The sequence below is a fragment of the Arthrobacter sp. MYb227 genome (assembly GCF_002975435.1).
Lineage (GTDB): Bacteria > Actinomycetota > Actinomycetes > Actinomycetales > Micrococcaceae > Paeniglutamicibacter.
The window spans coordinates 100,404-119,596 of record NZ_PCPT01000002.1; the positions used below are offsets into that span (position 1 = coordinate 100,404).

15 protein-coding genes are annotated in these 19,193 nt (G+C 61.0%); 11 read left to right on the top strand and 4 right to left on the bottom strand.

Annotation, left to right across the window (positions count from 1 at the left end):
• Positions 1 to 8: 8 nt before the first annotated feature.
• Genes gcl through allB form a run of 3 tightly spaced genes read left to right on the top strand, consistent with a single transcriptional unit; the run spans position 9 to position 4,480 of the window.
• A complete protein-coding gene (gene gcl, locus CQ018_RS04505) occupies positions 9 to 1,814 on the top strand; it encodes a glyoxylate carboligase (protein ID WP_105548804.1) in 1,806 nt (601 codons plus the stop codon).
• A gap of 13 nt (positions 1,815 to 1,827) precedes the next feature.
• Positions 1,828 to 3,015, top strand: a complete 1,188-nt coding sequence (locus CQ018_RS04510) for a glycerate kinase (RefSeq protein WP_105548805.1) — start codon at positions 1,828 to 1,830, stop codon at positions 3,013 to 3,015.
• A gap of 55 nt (positions 3,016 to 3,070) precedes the next feature.
• Positions 3,071 to 4,480, top strand: coding sequence for an allantoinase AllB (gene allB / locus CQ018_RS04515; protein ID WP_105548806.1), 1,410 nt, complete (start codon positions 3,071 to 3,073; stop codon positions 4,478 to 4,480).
• Between the two features lie 113 nt (positions 4,481 to 4,593).
• Here allB and CQ018_RS04520 read toward each other — a convergent pair whose 3' ends face one another.
• Positions 4,594 to 5,928: a hypothetical protein gene (locus tag CQ018_RS04520; protein WP_146111816.1), complete on the bottom strand. Its 1,335-nt coding sequence runs from the start codon at positions 5,926 to 5,928 to the stop codon at positions 4,594 to 4,596.
• 233 nt (positions 5,929 to 6,161) lie between these two features.
• Here CQ018_RS04520 and CQ018_RS04525 point away from each other — a divergent pair, with 233 nt between their 5' ends.
• On the top strand, positions 6,162 to 6,767 hold the full coding sequence (locus CQ018_RS04525) for a hypothetical protein (protein WP_105548808.1): 606 nt from the start codon (positions 6,162 to 6,164) through the stop codon (positions 6,765 to 6,767).
• A 52-nt stretch (positions 6,768 to 6,819) separates the two neighbouring features.
• Here the strand turns inward: CQ018_RS04525 and bcp are convergent, their stop codons facing one another.
• A complete protein-coding gene (bcp, locus tag CQ018_RS04530; RefSeq protein ID WP_105548809.1) occupies positions 6,820 to 7,296 on the bottom strand; it encodes a thioredoxin-dependent thiol peroxidase in 477 nt (158 codons plus the stop codon).
• Between the two features lie 290 nt (positions 7,297 to 7,586).
• Between bcp and CQ018_RS04535 the strand changes: the two genes are divergently transcribed.
• The 6 genes from CQ018_RS04535 (at position 7,587) to CQ018_RS04560 (ending at position 16,762) form a co-directional block, all read left to right on the top strand.
• Positions 7,587 to 9,320: an ABC transporter ATP-binding protein gene (locus tag CQ018_RS04535; RefSeq protein ID WP_105548810.1), complete on the top strand. Its 1,734-nt coding sequence runs from the start codon at positions 7,587 to 7,589 to the stop codon at positions 9,318 to 9,320.
• Entirely contained in the window at positions 9,321 to 11,384 is a 2,064-nt protein-coding gene (locus CQ018_RS04540; protein WP_105548811.1) for an ABC transporter ATP-binding protein, read from the top strand.
• Between the two features lie 308 nt (positions 11,385 to 11,692).
• Complete coding sequence (locus tag CQ018_RS04545) at positions 11,693 to 13,870, top strand: acyltransferase family protein (RefSeq protein ID WP_181149731.1); 2,178 nt, start codon at positions 11,693 to 11,695, stop codon at positions 13,868 to 13,870.
• Between the two features lie 152 nt (positions 13,871 to 14,022).
• Complete coding sequence (locus CQ018_RS04550; RefSeq protein WP_105548813.1) at positions 14,023 to 14,679, top strand: pentapeptide repeat-containing protein; 657 nt, start codon at positions 14,023 to 14,025, stop codon at positions 14,677 to 14,679.
• Positions 14,680 to 14,733: 54 nt separating this feature from the next.
• Positions 14,734 to 15,495: a CPBP family intramembrane glutamic endopeptidase gene (locus CQ018_RS04555; RefSeq protein WP_105548814.1), complete on the top strand. Its 762-nt coding sequence runs from the start codon at positions 14,734 to 14,736 to the stop codon at positions 15,493 to 15,495.
• A 103-nt stretch (positions 15,496 to 15,598) separates the two neighbouring features.
• Positions 15,599 to 16,762 (top strand): MFS transporter, encoded by a 1,164-nt coding sequence (locus CQ018_RS04560; RefSeq protein ID WP_105549314.1) that lies wholly within the window; start codon positions 15,599 to 15,601, stop codon positions 16,760 to 16,762.
• 20 nt (positions 16,763 to 16,782) lie between these two features.
• Here CQ018_RS04560 and CQ018_RS04565 read toward each other — a convergent pair whose 3' ends face one another.
• On the bottom strand, positions 16,783 to 17,067 hold the full coding sequence (locus CQ018_RS04565) for a transcriptional regulator (RefSeq protein ID WP_105548815.1): 285 nt from the start codon (positions 17,065 to 17,067) through the stop codon (positions 16,783 to 16,785).
• Between the two features lie 2 nt (positions 17,068 to 17,069).
• Positions 17,070 to 17,711, bottom strand: coding sequence for a hypothetical protein (locus CQ018_RS04570; RefSeq protein ID WP_105548816.1), 642 nt, complete (start codon positions 17,709 to 17,711; stop codon positions 17,070 to 17,072).
• A 101-nt stretch (positions 17,712 to 17,812) separates the two neighbouring features.
• On the opposite strand from CQ018_RS04570, the gene CQ018_RS04575 reads away from it, so the two are divergent.
• Complete coding sequence (locus CQ018_RS04575) at positions 17,813 to 19,162, top strand: MATE family efflux transporter (RefSeq protein ID WP_181149732.1); 1,350 nt, start codon at positions 17,813 to 17,815, stop codon at positions 19,160 to 19,162.
• Positions 19,163 to 19,193 lie beyond the last annotated feature (31 nt).

Below are 19,193 nucleotides of genomic sequence, written 5' to 3' on the forward strand. Positions count from 1 at the left end.
CCCACACCATGACCAAGATGCGCGCTGTAGACGCAATCGCCCTGATCCTGGAAAAGGAAGGCGCCACCGAGGCCTTCGGCCTGCCCGGCGCGGCCATCAACCCGCTGTACTCCGCCATGCGAGCCCATGGCGGCATCCGCCACACCCTCGCCCGCCACGTCGAGGGCGCCAGCCACATGGCCGATGGCTACTCACGTGCCACCGGCAAGATCGGACTGTGCCTGGGCACCTCCGGTCCGGCCGGCACCGACATGATCACCGGCCTGTATGCGGCGATCGCCGATTCCATCCCGATGCTCTGCATCACCGGCCAGGCGCCGACGGACAAGCTACACAAGGAAGACTTCCAGGCGGTGGACATCGAGTCCATTGCCAAGCCGGTCACCAAGTTCGCGGCCACCATCTTGGAACCCGGGTTGGTCCCCGGTTACTTCGCCAAGGCCTTCCAGATCATGCGCTCGGCACGCCCCGGCCCGGTCCTGCTGGATCTACCGATCAACGTGCAGCTGGCGGAAATCGAATTCGACATCGACGCCTACGAACCACTGACCCCGGATAAGCCGGCGGCAACCCGCGGCCAGATCGACAAGGTCTTGGACCTGCTCGTGGCCTCCAAGAACCCGATCATCATCGCCGGTGGCGGTGTCATCAACGCCAACGCGTCGGGCCAGCTCGTCGAGCTGGCCGAGCTGCTGAACATCCCGGTCTCCCCAACCCTGATGGGCTGGGGTTCAATTCCGGATGATCATGCCCTGCAGTCGGGCATGGTCGGCATCCAGACGCACACCCGCTACGGCAACGTCTCGTTCCTGGCCTCCGACTTTGTGCTGGGCCTGGGCAACCGCTGGGCCAACCGCCACACCGGCGGCCTGGAGACCTACCGCAAGGGCCGTACGTTCGTGCACATCGACATCGAAGCCACCCAGATTGGCCGGGTCTTCACCCCGGATCTGGGCATTATTTCCGATGCCGGTGCAGCACTTGAAATGTTGCTGACCATCGCCAAGGAACGCAAGGCCGCCGGCACTCTGCCGGATTACAGCGCCTGGGCCGATGAGTGCACCGCGCGCAAGTCGACGCTGCACCGCAAGACCAACTTCGATAACATCCCGATCAAGCCGCAGCGCGTCTACCAGGAAATGAACGAGGCCTTCGGCCGCGATACAACCTACGTCTCCACCATTGGCCTGTCCCAGATTGCCGGCGCGCAGATGCTGCACGTCTACGGCCCACGCCAGTGGATCAATGCCGGTCAGGCCGGCCCGCTGGGCTGGACCGGTCCGGCCGCCCTGGGCGTCGTGCGTGCCAAGCCAAATTCAACGGTTGTTGCCCTTTCCGGTGACTACGACTTCCAGTTCATGATCGAAGAATTGGCAGTCGGCGCGCAGTTCAAGCTGCCCTACATCCACGTGGTAGTGAACAACTCCTACCTGGGCCTGATCCGCCAGTCGCAGCGCCCCTTCGAGATGGATTACCACGTCTCGCTGGGCTTCGATAACATCAACTCCCCGGAAACTAACGGCTACGGCGTTGATCACGTCAAGGTCGCCGAGGGGCTGGGCTGTAAGGCGGTACGCGTCGAGGATCCATCCAAGCTGGCCGAGGGCTTCGCCGAGGCCACGCGCCTGGCAGCCGAACATCAGGTGCCCGTGGTTGTTGAGGTTATCCTTGAACGTGTGACGAACATCGCTATGGGTGCCGAGCTTGATGCAGTCAACGAATTTGAGGACCTGGCCCAGGCCGCCGAAGACGCCCCGAGCGCCCTGGTACCCCTGGATCAGGCTACCGGGCAACCGGTAGGCGCCTCCGCCTAGAAAGAACCACACCATGCTTGTAGTTATCGCCTCCGATAAGTTCAAGGGCTCCCTGACCGGTGCCCAGGTAGCCGACGCCGTACGGGAAGGTCTGGGTCGGCAGATCCCCAACCTCAGAACGCGTGTGGTTCCGGTGGCCGACGGCGGGGAAGGAACCCTCGCCGCGGCGCTGGATGCCGGATTCAGCGCCCGCGAACTGACGGTCGCCGGCCCCACCGGGGAACCGGTTCGTGGCTCCATTGGGCTGCGCGGTGAGATTGCGGTGGTTGAACTTGCCACCGCCTCGGGCCTTGATCTGCTCCCGGGCGGCATCAAGGATGCGCGCGGGGCTACAAGTTATGGAACCGGCGAACTGATCGTTGCGGCACTTGATGCCAACGCCAAGGAAATCATCCTTGGCGTTGGTGGCAGTGCCTGCACCGATGGTGGCGCCGGCATGCTCCAGGCCCTGGGCGTTAAACTCCTTGACGCCCAAGGCAACGAACTTCCACGTGGCGGCGGGGCCCTGAGTACCTTGGCACGTGTGGATTTGAACGGGCTTGATTCACGCCTTGGTCATATCAAGGTGATCCTCGCCGCCGACGTGGATAACCCACTGACCGGTTCCAACGGTGCCGCTGCGGTCTTTGGCCCACAAAAGGGTGCGAGCGCCGTCGACGTTGAGCACCTCGATGCGGCACTTGCCAACTTTGCTCACGTGCTTGGCCAGTGCATGGGCAACGCATTAAGCGAGGTCGATGGCGCTATTGCCGTTGCCGCACACGCACGTGCCTCGGGTGCTGGCGCCGCCGGTGGGGTTGGTTTCGCTGCCCTCGCGGTGCTCGGTGCCACCCGCCAACGCGGCATCGAGGTGGTTTTAGAACTGACCGGACTCGCGGCAGCCCTTGAAGGCGCCGATGCCGTGATCACCGGGGAGGGCAGCCTGGATAGGCAGTCCCTGGAGGGTAAGACCCCCATTGGTGTTGCCGAGCTTGCCGCAACCCACGGAGTTCCGGTCTATGCCATTTGCGGTCGTACGTTGCTGGGCGCCCAGGAGCTTAGCGCAGCGGGCTTTTCCAAAGTGGTAGCGCTCCAGGAACTCGAGCCCGATCTGAATCGTTCGATGGCTAACGCTGCGGCCTTGATTACCGACGCAGCAGAATTACTTGCACCGGCAATTCTTACCAATGCCTCATTCAGCGCGGTCACTAGCGCCGGCTAAAAAGCTTCAATCTTTAGACGCCTCAATATTTTTACAACGTAAGGAATAAACCACCATGAGCAACACCGAGCTCGACGCGGCAACGACGCCGGATGCAGCATCCGCACAGGCCACTGGTGCCCACTACGATCTGGTCATTCGTGGCGCACAGATCCTCACCAATGCGGGCATCGTGCCACGCGAGGTCGGCGTGCGCGATGGCAAGATCGTGGCCATTGAGCCGCTGGGGAATAACCTTTCGGGCGCGCAGGTCATCGAGGTTGCCGAGGATCAGGTGCTCATTCCGGGCCTGGTGGACACCCACGTACACGTCAATGAGCCGGGCCGCACCGAATGGGAAGGCTTCGAATCGGCAACCAAGGCAGCGGCAGCCGGTGGCGTCACCACCATCGTTGATATGCCGCTGAACTCCATCCCGCCGACGGTAAACCTTGAGGCGCTGGCCCTGAAACAGGACGCCGCCCGCCGCAAGGCCTATGTCGATGTGGGCTTCTGGGGCGGCGCGATCCCGGGCAACAAGCCGGAGCTGCGCAAGCTGCATGATGCCGGCGTCTTTGGCTTCAAGTGCTTCTTGCTGCACTCAGGTGTCGAAGAATTCCCGTACCTCGAGCCAGATGAGATGGAAGAGGACATGGGGGAGATCGCCTCGTTCGATTCGCTCATGCTGGTCCACGCCGAGGATTCCCGCGCCATTGATCGTGCACCAAATGCCGAGGGTGATCACTACGATCGTTTCCTGGCCTCGCGTCCGCGCGGTGCCGAAAACGTTGCCGTCGCCGAGGTCATCGAGCGTGCCCGCTGGACCGGCGCACGCGCCCATATCTTGCACCTTTCCTCCTCCGACGCGCTGCCCATGATCAAGTCGGCAAAGCGCGATGGGGTCAAGCTGACCGTTGAAACCTGCCCGCACTACCTGACCTTGTTGGCCGAGGAAATCCCCAACGGTGCCACGGCCTTCAAGTGCTGCCCGCCCATCCGTGAGGCCTCAAACCGTGAACTGCTTTGGCAGGGTCTGCAGGATGGAATTATCGACGCCATCGTCTCGGATCACTCACCGTCCACCATTGATTTGAAGGACGTCGAAAACGGCGACTTCGGTGTGGCCTGGGGCGGGGTTGCCTCGCTGCAGCTGGGTCTTTCACTGGTGTGGACCGAGGCGCAGCGCCGCGGCATCAAACTTGAGCAGGTACTTTCCTGGATGTCGACGCGCCCGGCGCAGATCGCCGGAGTGCGTCACAAGGGTGCAATTGCCCTGGGTAACGATGCCGACTTCGCGTTCTTCGCACCCGGTGAAAGCTTCGTGGTCGATGTGCACAAGCTGCACCACAAGAACCCGATCTCCCCGTACCAGGGCAAGGCACTTGCCGGTAAGGTACACCGCACCTTCGTGCGCGGCACCGAGGTCGATTTCAAGACCCCCAAGGGCCAGCTGATCCGTCGCGGAGACGTCCAGACCGACGCCTAAGCGACACCCCCCCGAGGCCCACTGTGGCCACCGGGGCAAAAACTTCCCGGGCCACCGCCCCAACCTCTCATAAACAGTAATCATGAGGGCGGTGCCCCGGGTTTTTGTTTAACTCAGCGTTTCCAACGAGTCATGACATCCCACTGCCTGGAGTGTCCATCGAGTTGTTTGGCAACGCTCCAGGAGATCAGATCTCCGGCGCATTGCGCGCCGCCGGTAAAGTTCGGATCCTGCACCACCAGCAAGGATTCGCTGGCAACGTCGTAGACATAGCGTGCAGATGCCGCCGCGTGGCCACCATCGGAGAAGCGGAAACTCACGCGTTGATCACAATGCACAACATTTGCCACGCCGGTGCCCGATGGCATGGGTAGCGCGATGACCTTCCCGGTGAGCGTATTCGCTATATAAAAGTCACCCAGATAGGTGAAGCTCACGATCCCCTGCTGGGCGCCTAAGTTCATGATCTGGTTCGCCGGGGGTGCCTCGGGGGAAAGCTCGACCAAACTTCTCGCTGTCCCACTGGCATCGAGCACAGCAATTTGTGCGGGCACCGGGGCTCCCAGTGCGGCCGGCTCACTACCCGGTGCCGGCCGTTGGGTCCCCACGTAGAGAATTTCGGAGCCAACGGGTACCGGGTCAAAACCTTCGGCATCCTCAATGCGCACATGGCCCGGCTCATCGAATGCCACGGATAAGAGTTTGGGCACGATGAGCGCCGAATCCTCGGCGTGGAACGAGGCATGCCAGAAAACTCGGCCATTGGAGAAGACCGGAGTTGAGGCTCCGTAATAGGTCGGTGGCTGCTGGGTGGGATCCTGAACATCGGCGGAGGAGGCAAGCACTCGAACCTCGCTTTGGCCATGAGGCACCCAAAGGATCCGCCACCTACCGCTCTGCCAGTCCTCGTCGGGTTCGCTCCACACGGTGCCCTCCGGGCCCACCGAGCCTAGGCCGATGGCCGTTTCGGGTGGAAGGAAGTTTTTGCCGTGCTCCGTAAACCGAGCCAATTTTCCATCCGTGTAACGTCCCACGCCGGTAGCCCCGGAAAACAGCACCGCATCGATCGGATGATCGGACTGTTGCCCCGTGAAGCCCGCTAAGGTCCCGGTCTCATCAAGCCCAAAGGGGATCAACAAGGTGCCGGTCGTGACAAGCTTCTCGGTGGTTGAAACTTCCGTGTAGTCGCGATCCCGAACCGCCTCACGCGCCTGATCGAGTGTCACTCGGTGGATCTGGTATTCGGGTAATCCTTCGCCGCTTGCCCAGCTCAATCCCGGCACCCGTAAGAGCGATGGATCGGTGAAGCCCGGTGCTCCAGCATTGTTGGTCGTGGGGGAGGAAAGGACCTGTTGCCCGTCGGGGTCGGTCAGCGAGGTACACCCGCTCAAGACCAATGCCGCAACACCTAGCGTGATCACGCGTCGCGCCAACATCGCCCTGCTCATGGAAGACTCCTTCTGCGGCCTGTGCTTTCCCAAAGTCTTTCGCACCGTGCGTTAGGGTCCCCCATAAGACACACCTCCGAGCCCCACAAGTCACCTTGTGAAGCCGGTAAAAACTGGGCACGAATACCCGGATACATTTCGAGTTTGCTCTGCTACTCTCGCATCATGGGCAAGCTTCTGACCTCGGCAACGTTCATCCACACCTCCAGTACACCGCGCGGGACTGATGCGTCATGAGCACTCTGCAGGGCTGGAATTTCACCACTCGAGCCGCAGAACAAGCCAGTGCCGCCTCGCTAGGAAATTGGCGCAGCACGCTGCGTTTAAACAAGCAGGAGGATAAAAACTCGTTGACCAACTCCGTGAGCGGGGTGATCGTCGGGTTTATCGTGCTTGGCGCAAGCGTGCTCTTCCTGACCCGTTGGCATCCGCAGGCGCCCGAGCTCTGGGTTGCCGTCCTTGTCATGAGCCTGATCGGGCTGGGGCTCATTATGGTCTTTGGTCGGGAACTGGTGCACCGCTACCGCGCGGGGGTTCGTGGCATGTTGCTCACTCATGTGTACGATGCCGGTGTTGTTTTTGAACGCACCGAAGGTCAAGTGTTCACGGTGCCCTTCGCCAGCTCCCAGCTCAGGTACGTGACCTGGGATGAGGGAAACGATGAACGGCATCGCGAGCAACTCTGGGTCACCCTGGCCGATGGCAGCATCCGTGCCGTGGAAACCTGGACCGCTGACGAATGCAGAATCTTGGCCCAGCTTGCCCCGAGTCTGCGCTTGGATCGGACCCCGCAGCTTATTGCTCCGGTGCGCGGCACACATCAGCCCGAACCGCTCTAAAGCAATTCGGGCCGAAAATGTGCCGGTATTACAGCGGCGTGATGCTCAAGTCTTAGACGCCCAAGGCATCACGCAGACGCGCAACGTGCCCCGAGGCATCAACGTTGTACTCGGTCAGCGCAACATTGCCTTGCGTGTCAACAACGACAGTGCTGCGTAGCGTGCCGGAGAACTTCTTGCCGCCAAATTCCTTTTCACCAAAGGATCCGTACGCCGTGGCAACCACAAAGTCTGGGTCGGAGAGCAACGGGAAGTTCAAGGATTCGGCATTGCTAAACGATGCCAGTGCCTCGCCCTGATCGGGGGAGATGCCAATGACCTCGTACCCGGCGGAACGCAACGAGTTGAGGTTGTCACGGAAGTCGCAGGCCTCGGTGGTGCACCCGGGGGTTGCCGCCTTGGGATAGAAGTACACAACAACATTCTTCCCCGCGTAATCGGACAGGGAAACCGCGGAGCCGCTCGCATCGGTGAGAGAGAACTGCGGTGCGCGCTGCCCGGGGATCAGCTGGGTGGAAAGTTCAGACATAAAAAACACCTACCATTTTCGTATCGTGATATTTCAATTCCACTCTAACCGGATTTTCTCCGCTGCAATAGGGGGGTAAAAATCAGCAATTGCGGCTAAACCCAGCCCCTACGCCATAAACCGGTCAACGAGTGTCAAAAAGTACCCCAAAAATCCCTCTCCAGGGGGATCAAAGTGTCGCCAAACGCGTGTAGAGTGTCCAATGCTTCGGCCGAAAACCATCGGCGAGCCACACCTCAAAACCCGGAAACACCGGAATTTGTGAGGCCAACACCTGAGGACTTTCTTAGATGCTCTTAAAGCTCATACTTAGACACGCAAAGCCATACAAATGGTGGGTCGTTGCGGTGCTGTTCTTCCAGCTGGCAACCACCATGGCAACCCTGTACCTGCCCAGCCTCAACGCCGAGATCATCGATACCGGTGTGGTCAAGGGCGATACCGATTTCATCTGGCGCACCGGCGGCGTCATGCTCGCCGTCGCCTTCGTCCAGGTATTTACGGCCATCGCCGCCGTCTACTTCGGCGCCAAAACCGCCATGGCCATCGGCCGCGACCTACGCCACGCGGTCTTCGATTCCGTCACCGGCTTCTCCGCCCAAGATGTCAACAAATTCGGTGCCGCAACGCTGATTACCCGCGGCACCAACGACGTCCAGCAGGTCCAAATGCTGGTGCTCATGGGCCTGAACTTCATGGTCTCGGCGCCCATCATGTGCATCGGCGGCATCATCATGGCGCTACGCGAAGATGTGGGCCTGTCCTGGCTGGTCTGGGTCTCGGTCCCACTGCTGATCGCGGTGGTCGGCGTGCTGGTCTTCTTCCTGATGCCGCTCTTCCGCCAGATGCAGGATCGCATTGACGGAATCAACGGGGTTTTGCGCGAGCAGATCACCGGCATCCGCGTGGTGCGCGCCTTCGTACGCGAACCACATGAGGCCGAACGCTTCGAGGACGCAAACGCCAAACTCACCCGCGTGGGAGTGCGCGTTGGCAACCTGTTCGTCTTGATGTTCCCGCTGATCGGCATGATCCTGCACATCGCCACCGCCGCTGTGCTCTGGTTCGGTGGCCACCGCGTGGAAAACAATGGAATGGAAATCGGTGCACTTACCGCATTCTTGCAATACCTGCTCCAAATCCTCATGGCCGTCATGATGGGAACCTTCATGGCCATGATGATCCCACGGGCCATGGTCTGCGCCGAGCGTATTAACGAGGTCACCACCCTTGAGCCATCGTTGCGCGATCAAACCGAACACGTGGCCCAGATGGATAACCCGGGCACCGTCGAATTCCGCAACGTCACCTTCGGCTACCCCGGTGCCGAGGCCCCGGTGCTCAACGATGTTTCATTCATTGCCCGCCGCGGAGAAACCACGGCAATCATTGGTTCCACGGGTTCGGGCAAGTCCACCCTGCTGAATCTGATTCCGCGACTTTACGATGCCGGTGCCGGTGAAGTGCTCGTTGGCGGCATCCCCGTCACCGACCTGACCCGCAAACAGCTCTCCGGCGCCGTGGCAACTGTCCCGCAACGCCCCTACCTCTTCTCCGGAACCATCGCCAGCAACCTGCGCTTTGGTGCGGAAAACGCTACCGAAGATGACTTGTGGGCAGCCCTTGATGTTGCCCAGGCACACGAATTTGTCACGGCCCGCGAAGACGGACTGGATGGCAAGATCTCCCAGGGCGGAACCAACGTTTCCGGTGGGCAACGCCAACGCCTATGCATTGCCCGCGCACTGGCGGCACGTCCGGAGATCTACCTCTTCGATGACTCATTCTCCGCGCTCGATGTGGCAACCGATGCCCGGCTACGCGCCGCGCTTGAGGAACCCACCAGGGACGCCGCGGTGATCATCGTCGCCCAACGGGTCTCCACCATTACCGGTGCGGACCAGATCCTGGTACTGGACCACGGCGAAATCGTGGCTCGCGGAACTCACGAGGAGCTACTCGAGTCCTCGGAAACCTACCAAGAAATCGTCACATCGCAGCTAGCAGTGGAGGAGGTGGCCTAAATGGCAAAGCGAACTCAAGAAACCCCTGCCGATCAGGTTGCCGTCGAGGAATTCGACGAATTTGATACTGCCGGTGCCTCCGACGCGTTCGGCGATGCCATGCCGGTACGCAAGGCCAAGCACTTCTGGCCCTCCGCCAAACGCCTGGTTGGCCTGCTGGCCCCGGAAAAACTCGGCATGTCACTGGTGCTGCTGCTGGTTGCCGCCGGCGTAGTACTTGCGGTCATCGCCCCCAAGATTCTGGGCAAGGCCATGGATGTCATCTTTGCCGGTGCCTTCAGCAAGCAGATGCCCGCAAATGTCCCGGTGGATCAGGCCATCGAAGGCCTGCGTCAGGCGGGGCAGGGCAACCTCGCCGATATGATGTCCAAGATGAATCTGGTGCCCGGCACCGGCATCGACTTCCCCCTGCTCAGTCGCTACATCCTCATTGTCTTGGCGATGTACTTCGTCTCCTCGCTGTTCATGTGGGCGCAGGGCTGGTTGCTCAACCGCCTGGTCATGAAGGTCGTCTACAAGCTGCGCAAGGATGTTGAAACCAAACTCAACAAGCTGCCGCTGAACTACTTCGATACCCGCCAGCGCGGAGACTTGCTCTCCCGGGTGACAAACGATGTGGATAACATCCAAAACGCCTTGCAGCAGGCGGTCTCCCAGCTGGTCCAATCCCTGCTGACCGTCGTTGGCATCGTGATCATGATGTTCATCGTCTCCTGGCAGATGGCGCTGATCGCCCTGATCGCGTTGCCACTGTCCGCAGTTGCTGCCGGCGTGATCGGTTCCCGCGCGCAGGGCCTCTTTACAGCCCAGTGGAAGAATACCGGTGCGCTGAATGGGCAGATCGAGGAATCCTTCTCCGGACATGACCTGATGAAGGTCTTCGGCCGCGAGCAGGACATGCTCGATCGTTTCCATGAGAAGAACGAGGAACTCTACAAGGCATCTTTCGGTGCCCAGTTCGTCTCAGGAATGATCTTCCCGGTCATGAACTTCGTTTCCTACCTCGCCTACGTCGGAATCGCCGTGGTCGGTGGGCTGCGCGTTGCCTCCGGACAGATGTCCCTGGGCGATGCCACGGCATTTATCCAGTACAGTCGCGAATTCACCCAGCCGCTGGGGCAGATGGCCGGCATGGCCAATATGCTCCAGTCGGGTGTGGCCTCCGCGGAACGCACCTTTGAGCTGCTCGATGCCCAGGAGCAGGAACCGGATCATGTCACCGACACACTGCCGGCGCGCACCGATGGTCACGTCGAATTCAACAACGTCACCTTCTCCTACTCGGAAGATAAGCCGTTGATCACGGATTTGTCCTTCGAGGCACATCCCGGGCACACCGTGGCCATCGTCGGACCCACCGGCGCGGGCAAGACCACGCTGGTGAACCTGGTGATGCGCTTCTACGAGCTGAATTCCGGATCCATCACCCTTGACGGGGTCGATGTCACCGCGATCAGCCGCGCGGATCTGCGTTCCAAGGTCGGCATGGTGCTCCAGGACGCCTGGCTCTTTGGTGGGTCAATCATGGAGAACATCCGTTACGGCCGCCTGGACGCCACCGACGAGGAAGTCTACGCTGCCGCCAAGGCAACGTTCGTCGATCGCTTTGTGCGTGCGCTACCCGATGGCTATGAGACGGTTATCGACGAAGAAGGCACCAACGTTTCCGCCGGTGAGAAGCAGTTGATCACCATCGCGCGGGCCTTTGTGGCAAATCCATCGCTGCTGATTCTCGATGAGGCAACCAGCTCCGTTGATACGCGCACCGAGCTTTTGGTACAGCATGCCATGGCCGCGCTGCGTAGCGATCGCACCAGCTTCGTGATTGCGCACCGACTTTCTACAATCCGTGATGCCGACACCATCCTGGTCATGGAAGAGGGCAAGATCGTGGAACAGGGCAACCACCAGGTACTGCTTGCCGAGCGTGGCGCCTACTACCGGCTCTACAAGTCGCAGTTCGCCGGCCCCGCCGAGGACGTCGATGCTGAACCTCCTACCGGTGGCGCTCCGGTGGTTGGAGTTCCGGTACCCGGTGAAACCGCCAACGAGGTCACCGGCTAAACACCACACGCAGGCGCGGTAGCTCAACTAGGCACCACCCCAAGGGAGGTCGCATCGATCAGAAGCATCTTCGTCGATGCGGCCCCCCTTTAGCCGTTTTAACCGCCGGTGGGGCCACCTCCGGGGAAAGAGGAGCACAGCCCCAAATCCAGGTGGGTCGCGTCACCGCAATTTTTTTGAACTCCGCACCCCCAAGCCTCTGCAGGAGCATAATTCCCAACCCGACCACCAGCAAAGAAAAATCTCCCGAGTGCTGGCACTGATTCGGGTGAATGCCGCGATTTCCCCCATGCGATAAGATTTCGCAAGTGACAGCCCGAACCAGCACCGCCGACAAGCAAACCCCGCATTCATTCCCACGCTTTGCCCGGCCTGAAGCAAACACCCACGCATCGTCAATGGGATTCCGTTCCGATATCCAGGGGTTGCGCGCCATCGCGGTGTTGATGGTCATCATCCACCACCTGCGACCCGGGGCACTGCCCGGCGGGTTCATCGGCGTTGACATGTTCTTCGTGATATCCGGGTACCTCATCACCGCGCACCTCTTCCGCGAAATGCGTGCCACGGGAACCATCGCCCTCGCAAGCTTTTGGGCCCGCCGCATCCGCCGACTACTGCCCCTTGCCTTCACCGTGCTGCTGGCCACCGCCGGCCTTGTCTACCTATTCATCCCGGCCACCGAACACGGCACCATGTTCAAACATATTGCCGCTGCGGGGCTCTATGTTGAGAACTGGGCCTTGGTGCTTGATGCCACCGACTACGCCGCGGCAGGGCAAATGGCAACAGCCGTGCAGCATTTTTGGTCGCTCTCGGTTGAGGAACAGTTCTACATTTTCTGGCCGCTACTTGCCGCCTTGGTGCTCTGGGTGAGCGCCCGGGTGGGCGGGAAACACGGTGCAAGCACCGTGACCGCCGGCAGCCGGGTCTTCTTTGCCGCAATCGTCTCGGTGGCGGTACTTTCCTTCGCTTACGGGTTATGGCTCACCGCGGTCAACCCACCCGGAGCCTACTTCAATACAGCCGCCCGCGGCTGGGAATTTGCCGCCGGTGGCATCGTTGCCCTGCTCGCCCGACGTGGCGCGGTGCGTGGGATCCCCGGAGCCCTGCTGGGGTGGGCCGGCCTTCTCACGCTGCTCGCCGGAGCCATGCTGATCCCCACGGAGACACGATTTCCCGGCACCATGGCACTGGTCCCGGTGCTCGGCACCGTAGCGGTGCTTGCCGCCGCCGGCCCACACAACAGACCCTGGTTATCGCACGCGCACTGGCTCTCCATCCGTCCCGCACGCGTCATCGGCGATATTAGCTACGGCGCCTACCTGTGGCATTGGCCGCTGATCATCGTTGCCCCCTTTGTGCTCCGCACCGAACCCAAGTGGTACCAGGAACTCGGGATGCTGATCCTGACCTTGGTCCTAGCCTGGCTGTCCTACAAACTTATCGAAAACCCGTTCCGCTTCGGCAAATTCCTGAAACCGGTGCGCAACTCGATGATTTTTGCGCTTGCCGGGATGCTGCTCATCACCGGGGTTACCGTCGCGGGCAGCGCAGCTGCGGCGCACAGCAGCAACTTACCGCGGATGTCGGCGCAGGACCCCTGCTATGGGTCCGGATCCCTGATTCATCCGGAAAACTGCCAACCGGTTGCCTCAAATTTTGCTCCCTACCCCTCGGCTGTCATGGTTTCCCAGGAGGTCCGCGCACCACTGTTCCCGGGCTGTGAGGCGGACACCTTGCAGGTGGGCGATGTCAGTTGCACGCTGGGGACCACGCAGAACCCCACAATGCGTGTGGCATTGGTCGGAGATTCGCATGCTTCCGCGTGGTTACCGGCACTAGAAATCCTGGCCAGGGAACGCGGCTGGGAACTAGTCACCCATATTCGTTCGGGCTGTTCGCCATCGGTTGCGGCACTCAAGGGGGCCGAGGCGCTCAGCGGAACCGCATACCGGCTGTGCACCGAGTCAATGCGCGCGCTGGGTCCGGCCCTCGCCGCGGATACGGATCTCGATGCCATTATCGTCGCGGCCCAAGGCAATAAGCGCAGCTGGGTATCCTCGCCGGGCTACGAGTTCAAGAACCCGGCCACCGAGGGCTTCACCGCGCTATGGCAATCGTGGAGTGACGCGGGAAAGGCCGTTGCAGTGATCCGTGAGGTCCCGCGGCTGGGCAATAAGAACGTCCCCACCTGCGTTGCCACAAGCCCCGAGGACCCGCTGGCCTGTGCGGTGAGTCGGAAGCAGGGCCTCGATGTGCCACAAAACCTGGGCAAGGCGCTGAAAAGTGACACGGCACCGGCAGGCATCGTGCAACCAAATCTCACCGATTCAATCTGCGATGAAAACACCTGTTACGCGGTCATCGGCTCGCTGATCACCTACTACGATCAATCCCATCTCTCCCATGACTTTGCGCGTTCACTGGCCCCGGAACTGGGACGGCAACTGGCCCAAAACCCGGTATTTGCGGCTCCCAACTAGCCACCTCGGCTGAAGCCAGCGCGGAGGGCACCCTCGCCACCTGCCGGAAGGTATGCCCACGGCGTATCAGCTTCGTCAAGCCAACGTCGGGTGATAATCCCAACTCCGGCACAAGCGGGCCCCCGCCACGATTGCAACATAAGCTATTGCCCATGTCTGCACCAGTAAAAGCCCCGCGTCTGCCCGCCTTCAAAGAACCAACCACCGTTGGATCCGGGGACCTGACCGGGCTGGAAGTGGACGGCCGGGCGGAGGGGCTGCTCTTTGAGGCCGACGATGCCGACGGGGTAGATCTCGAAGACGCGGTCTTCACCGAATGCATCTTCCGCTCCGTGGCCCTGCAGGGGGCCGCCATGTCGCGGGTGACCTTTGGGGATTGCCGCATCGAGGAGGTCAACGCCCCGGTGCTTGAGGCCCCGGACTCCGGCTGGTGGAATACTGCGGTCATTGGCGGGCGCATTGGGTCGGCCGAACTCTATGGGGCGACGTTCCGCTCGGTAAAATTTGAGCGCGCCAAGCTTGGCTACCTGAACCTGCGCCGCGCCAAGATCAAGGACGTGCTCTTTGTCGATGTGCACATTGAGGAACTCGATGCCGGTACCGCTTCACTGGAGCGGGTGAGCTTTATCGACTGCACCATCGACACCCTGGTCCTGAACGGGGCAAAGCTCAAGGACGTTGATCTGCGCGGTGCACGATTGCGTACGCTCTCGGGAATTTCTTCGCTCAAGGGTGCCACCGTCAGTTACGAGCAGCTCATCGATCTGGCCCCCATCCTCGCAGGTGAGCTGGGGCTACGCGTTGAGTAGTCGCCGCGTGGTGCGCTGAGGTATTCAACAGCTTTGCTCGATAAGCTAAAGCACATGCACCAGCCGCCATACCCATATCCGCAGCCCCTGCCGCGTGAACGTCAACCCGTCTTTGACTCAGGTCGCATGCGAGGCGGCGATTGGGTGGTGCTAGCGCTCTACATTGCGTTGTTCATCTTTGGTGCCGCGCAATTGATCGGGATGCTACCGGGCTTCATTGAGGCATTCCCCACTCAGGAGAGCGCGCTCTTTGCCGTGAACTTGATTGTTTATGTGATCATGTTTACCGGCGTGATGATTGTTGCGTTCGATGCGTTGCGCCGTTCCTTTGCCACCTTCAAGTACTACCCGTGGGCCAAGGCACTGATGATCCCCGGCGGCTGGTTTGGCACCCTGATCATTGGTGCCGTGTTGCTGATGTCGATGGGCAACCCGGTCAAGAGCGAAAACCAGCTGGCCATCGAGGGGATGACCCGCTCGGTCCCCTTCATCACGATGTTTGTTGTCACAGCCATCATGGGGCCGCTGGTTGAAGAGTACATCTTCCGCCACCTGCTCATTGGAAAGCTCAGCCGTAAACTCAATGTGTGGGTTTGCGTGGGGATTTCCGCGGTGCTCTTCACCTCGCTGCACTTCATTGGTGCCGGCTCCTTCGATCTGACAAGTGCAATTCCCTATACAACGTTGGGCATCATGATTTCGGTTGCCTATGTACTGACCGGCAAATCACTTGCCTACGCGTATGTGCTGCACTTTTTCAACAATGCCGTGGCATTGAGCCTTTCCTACCTGCTATTGCCTTTCCTACCGAACTAAGCGTGAGCCGGATAATGGCCTGGAGTGGATTGGTCAGGAATACGTAGTGGGGGCCCCTGTGCAATGGCAGGGCCACCGGCACGGTAGTCGGGGCTATAAGCGCATGATCTTGGCGCTCTTTGCCGCGGGTGTTGCAACATTTTCTCAGCTGTATTCGGTGCAGGGCGTGCTTCCCGAACTCTCCCGCGATCTGGGCATTGGGGAGGCCCAAGCGGCTCTTGCGGTGTCGGCCGCGACGCTGGGACTTGCCTGTTCGGTGCTTGTTTGGTCTTTGCTGGCTGATCGCTTGGGGCGGCTACGTACCATGAACATCGCCATTATTGCCGCGGTCATCTTGGGCCTTGCGGTTCCCTTTTCCCCGGGCTTCGAATGGTTGCTGGCGCTGCGCTTCATTGAGGGGTTGGCACTTGGTGGAATTCCCGCCATCGCCCTTGCCTACCTGGCCGAAGAAGTCTCTCACCTACATGCCGCGGTTGCTGCGGGTACCTATATTTCCGGCACCACGCTGGGCGGGTTGGCCGGGCGATTGGTTGCCGGCCCGCTGAGTGAGTTTTGGAATTGGCGCGTGGGAACGCTTGTAGTGAGCATCATGGCTGCGATTGCCGCAAGCGTTTTTATTGCGGTTGCGCCTAGTCCCCGTGGGTTCACTCCCGTGCCGTTCGCTAGCCCCGATGCGGTTCCGTTGTGGCGAAAACTTTGGGCGAATCTGCGCCAGGGCCGCTTGCTGGTGCTCTACGCGCAAGGGTTCTTGCTCATGGGTGGTTTTGTGGCGGTATTCAACTATCTGGGCTTCAGGCTTGAGGCGCCACCGTTTTTGATTCCCGCTTCGCTTGCCTCATTGGTGTTTATTGCCTATCTTTCCGGGACCTGGTCTTCGCGGCAGTCTGGGGTGTTTGTTGCGCGTTTTGCCAGGTTGCCGGTGCTGCTGGGGTCCATTGGGGTGATGTTCGGTGGGTTACTTATCACCCTGGTTGAATTCTTGCCTTCGGTGGTGGTGGGGATGCTGCTGTTTACCGCCGGGTTTTTTGGGGCTCACGCCGTGGCAAGTGGCTGGATCCCGGTCCTGGCCGTGGGTGGTAGGGCGCAGGCCGCAAGCCTCTACAACCTCGCCTACTATGGCGGTTCATCGCTCTTTGGGTGGGCGATTGGGTTGCTGTTCAATGTGTGGGGCTGGCCCGGGCTGGTAGCGGGGGTTGGGTTGTTGTTGATGGTGGCCGCATCCCTGGCAGTGTTGGGGCTGCGTAACCCCTCAACCCCCGGAGCGTAAAGAGTGTCCCGGGGGTTGTTTTAGAGCAGTTCTAGTAATTGTTTTTTGTAGGTGTCGAATGCTGCCGTTCCCAGCGGGGTGATGCCCAGATAGGTGGCCGGGGTGCGGCCCTCGATGACCTTTTCCTGCGTGATGTACCCGGCGTCCTCGAGTTTGCGCAGGTGGGTTGAGAGGTTCCCGGCGGTCATGCCCAGGATTTCGCGTAACTTGGGGAAGGCGATTGCGTCCTTGGTGCCCAAGGTGTTCAGCGCCGACATGAGACGTAAGCGTGCATCGGCATGGATCAAGGGATCTAGCTCGGCCATGGCTACTTCGCCTCTTTCGCGGAGGTATTGCGCATGAGTAGTGCTGCGGCGATGAATAGGGCCGGGCCGCCAAGGGCGAAGAATGCCATGAATAGGTTGGGCCCGGCGAGCAGGCCAACAACGTTGAGTACCGTGAAGCAGGCACCGAGAACGAACATGGGGCGGTCCTGGAAGATGGCGGCACCGGCCATATACATCAGTGAGACCACGAGGATGGCAACGGAGTTGATGATCCAGCCGACGGTAGCCTGTGGCGCATCGGGCAACAGATTGGCGAAGGCGATGGAAAAGACCGCAACCGTGGCGAATCCGCCCATCCAGCTGAACCCGTAGGCCATGCCGGCGAAGCGGGAATCTCCGCGGATCTGGGTGCCGGAGCGGATGCCCAGCGCCGCGGAAAAGATGATGGCTCCGAGCAAGATGGTGGCGCCGATCAGCAGCGCTACCGGGTAGCTCAGGGTGATCCATCCGTGGGTGGTGGCATGCAGTAGTCCGTAGCCCAGCAGGTAGGTGGCGGCCCACACTAGGTAAAGAACAGTGACGTTGGGGCCCAGCGCCTTGCGGGTGGTGGCCTCCGTGGTGCTGATCGCCGCAAGTGCCGTGCGGGGGTCAAATGGCTTCTCGGTGTTCGATGAGGCGTTCATGGTCTTGCCTTTCGTGTGGGTGAAGCGGAGTGGATGCAAACCAGTTTGCAACACAAACCACTTTGCGTCAATAGGTAATTTTCACCCAGTAGGCTGGTGGGGTGAAACCAGTAGCCCAGCAGCACACTCCCACCTCGACCAAGGGGCTGGGGCGTACCATCCTGGCGCTCGCGGTCCCCGCGCTCGGCGCACTCATCGCCGAACCACTTTTCCTGCTCGCCGACACCGCGATCATCGGCCACCTGGGCATTAACGAACTTGCCGGTGCCGGACTTGGCACCACCGTCCTGCAAACCGCGGTGGGCCTGATGGTGTTCCTGGCCTACTCAACAACCCCCGCGGTGGCCCGCGCGATTGGTGCCGGGCAACTGGGTAAGGCCATGGCCGCCGGGCGAGATGGAATCTGGCTGGCGCTGGGGCTTGGCACGGTGCTGGGACTCATCGGGTTTTTTGGCGCCAAACCACTTGCTGCGGCCATGGGCGCCAAGGGTGAGGTGCTGGGCTTCGCCGTTGATTACATCCAATACTCGACCTTCGGGATCCCAGCGATGCTGCTGGTGCTCGCGGCCACCGGTGTGCTGCGCGGCATGCAAGACACCAAAACCCCGCTCTATGTGGCAGGGGTTGGCTTCGCGGCAAACATCGTCCTGAACTTCATCCTTGTCTACCCGCTGGGCATGTCCGTTGCAGGGGCGGCGCTGGGCACCTCCATCGCCCAATGGGGCATGGCGCTGGTCTACCTGTGGATGCTGGTGCCGCGGATTCGGGCCGCCGGGCAATCCTTGGCGCCGCACGGGCCCGGGCTGCTGTCCACCGGTCGGGTGGGCTCCTGGCTCATGCTGCGCACCCTGAGCATGCGCGTGGCGCTGATCGCCACCGTCTGGGTGGCCACCGGGCAGGGCACACTGACCCTTGCCGCCCACCAATTGGTCTTCACCATCTTCACCTTTATGGCGTTCGCCTTGGATGCGTTGGCCATTGCCGCCCAGGCCCTCATCGGCAAGGAGCTGGGGGCCGGGCACAGCGAGCGGGTCCGCCTGCTGAACCGCACCATGTGTAAGTGGGGGCTCTACTTTGGGCTCATCACCGGCGCGGTGCTGGCGGCCGTGGCACCCTTTGCCGGAATGCTCTTCACCACCGATGCCTCGGTGATTCGCGCGGCAATGTTCGGTATCTGGGTCCTTGCCGTGGCTCAACCCATCTGCGGGCTGGTCTTTGTGCTCGACGGGGTGCTCATTGGCGCAGGAGATGCCCGCTACCTAGCCCTTGCCGGGATGATCAACCTGCTGGCCTACCTACCGATGCTCTACCTCGTCACGCTCTTTGAACACACCGGTCCCTCGGCAGTCATCTGGATTTGGGCGGCCTTTGGGGTTGGCTACATGGTGGCGCGTGCGGCAACGCTCTCCTGGCGGGTGCGCAACGATCGCTGGATGCGCCTAGGCTCCTAGCCGTAGGAGGGGGGGGCTCTTCGCCGGGGGA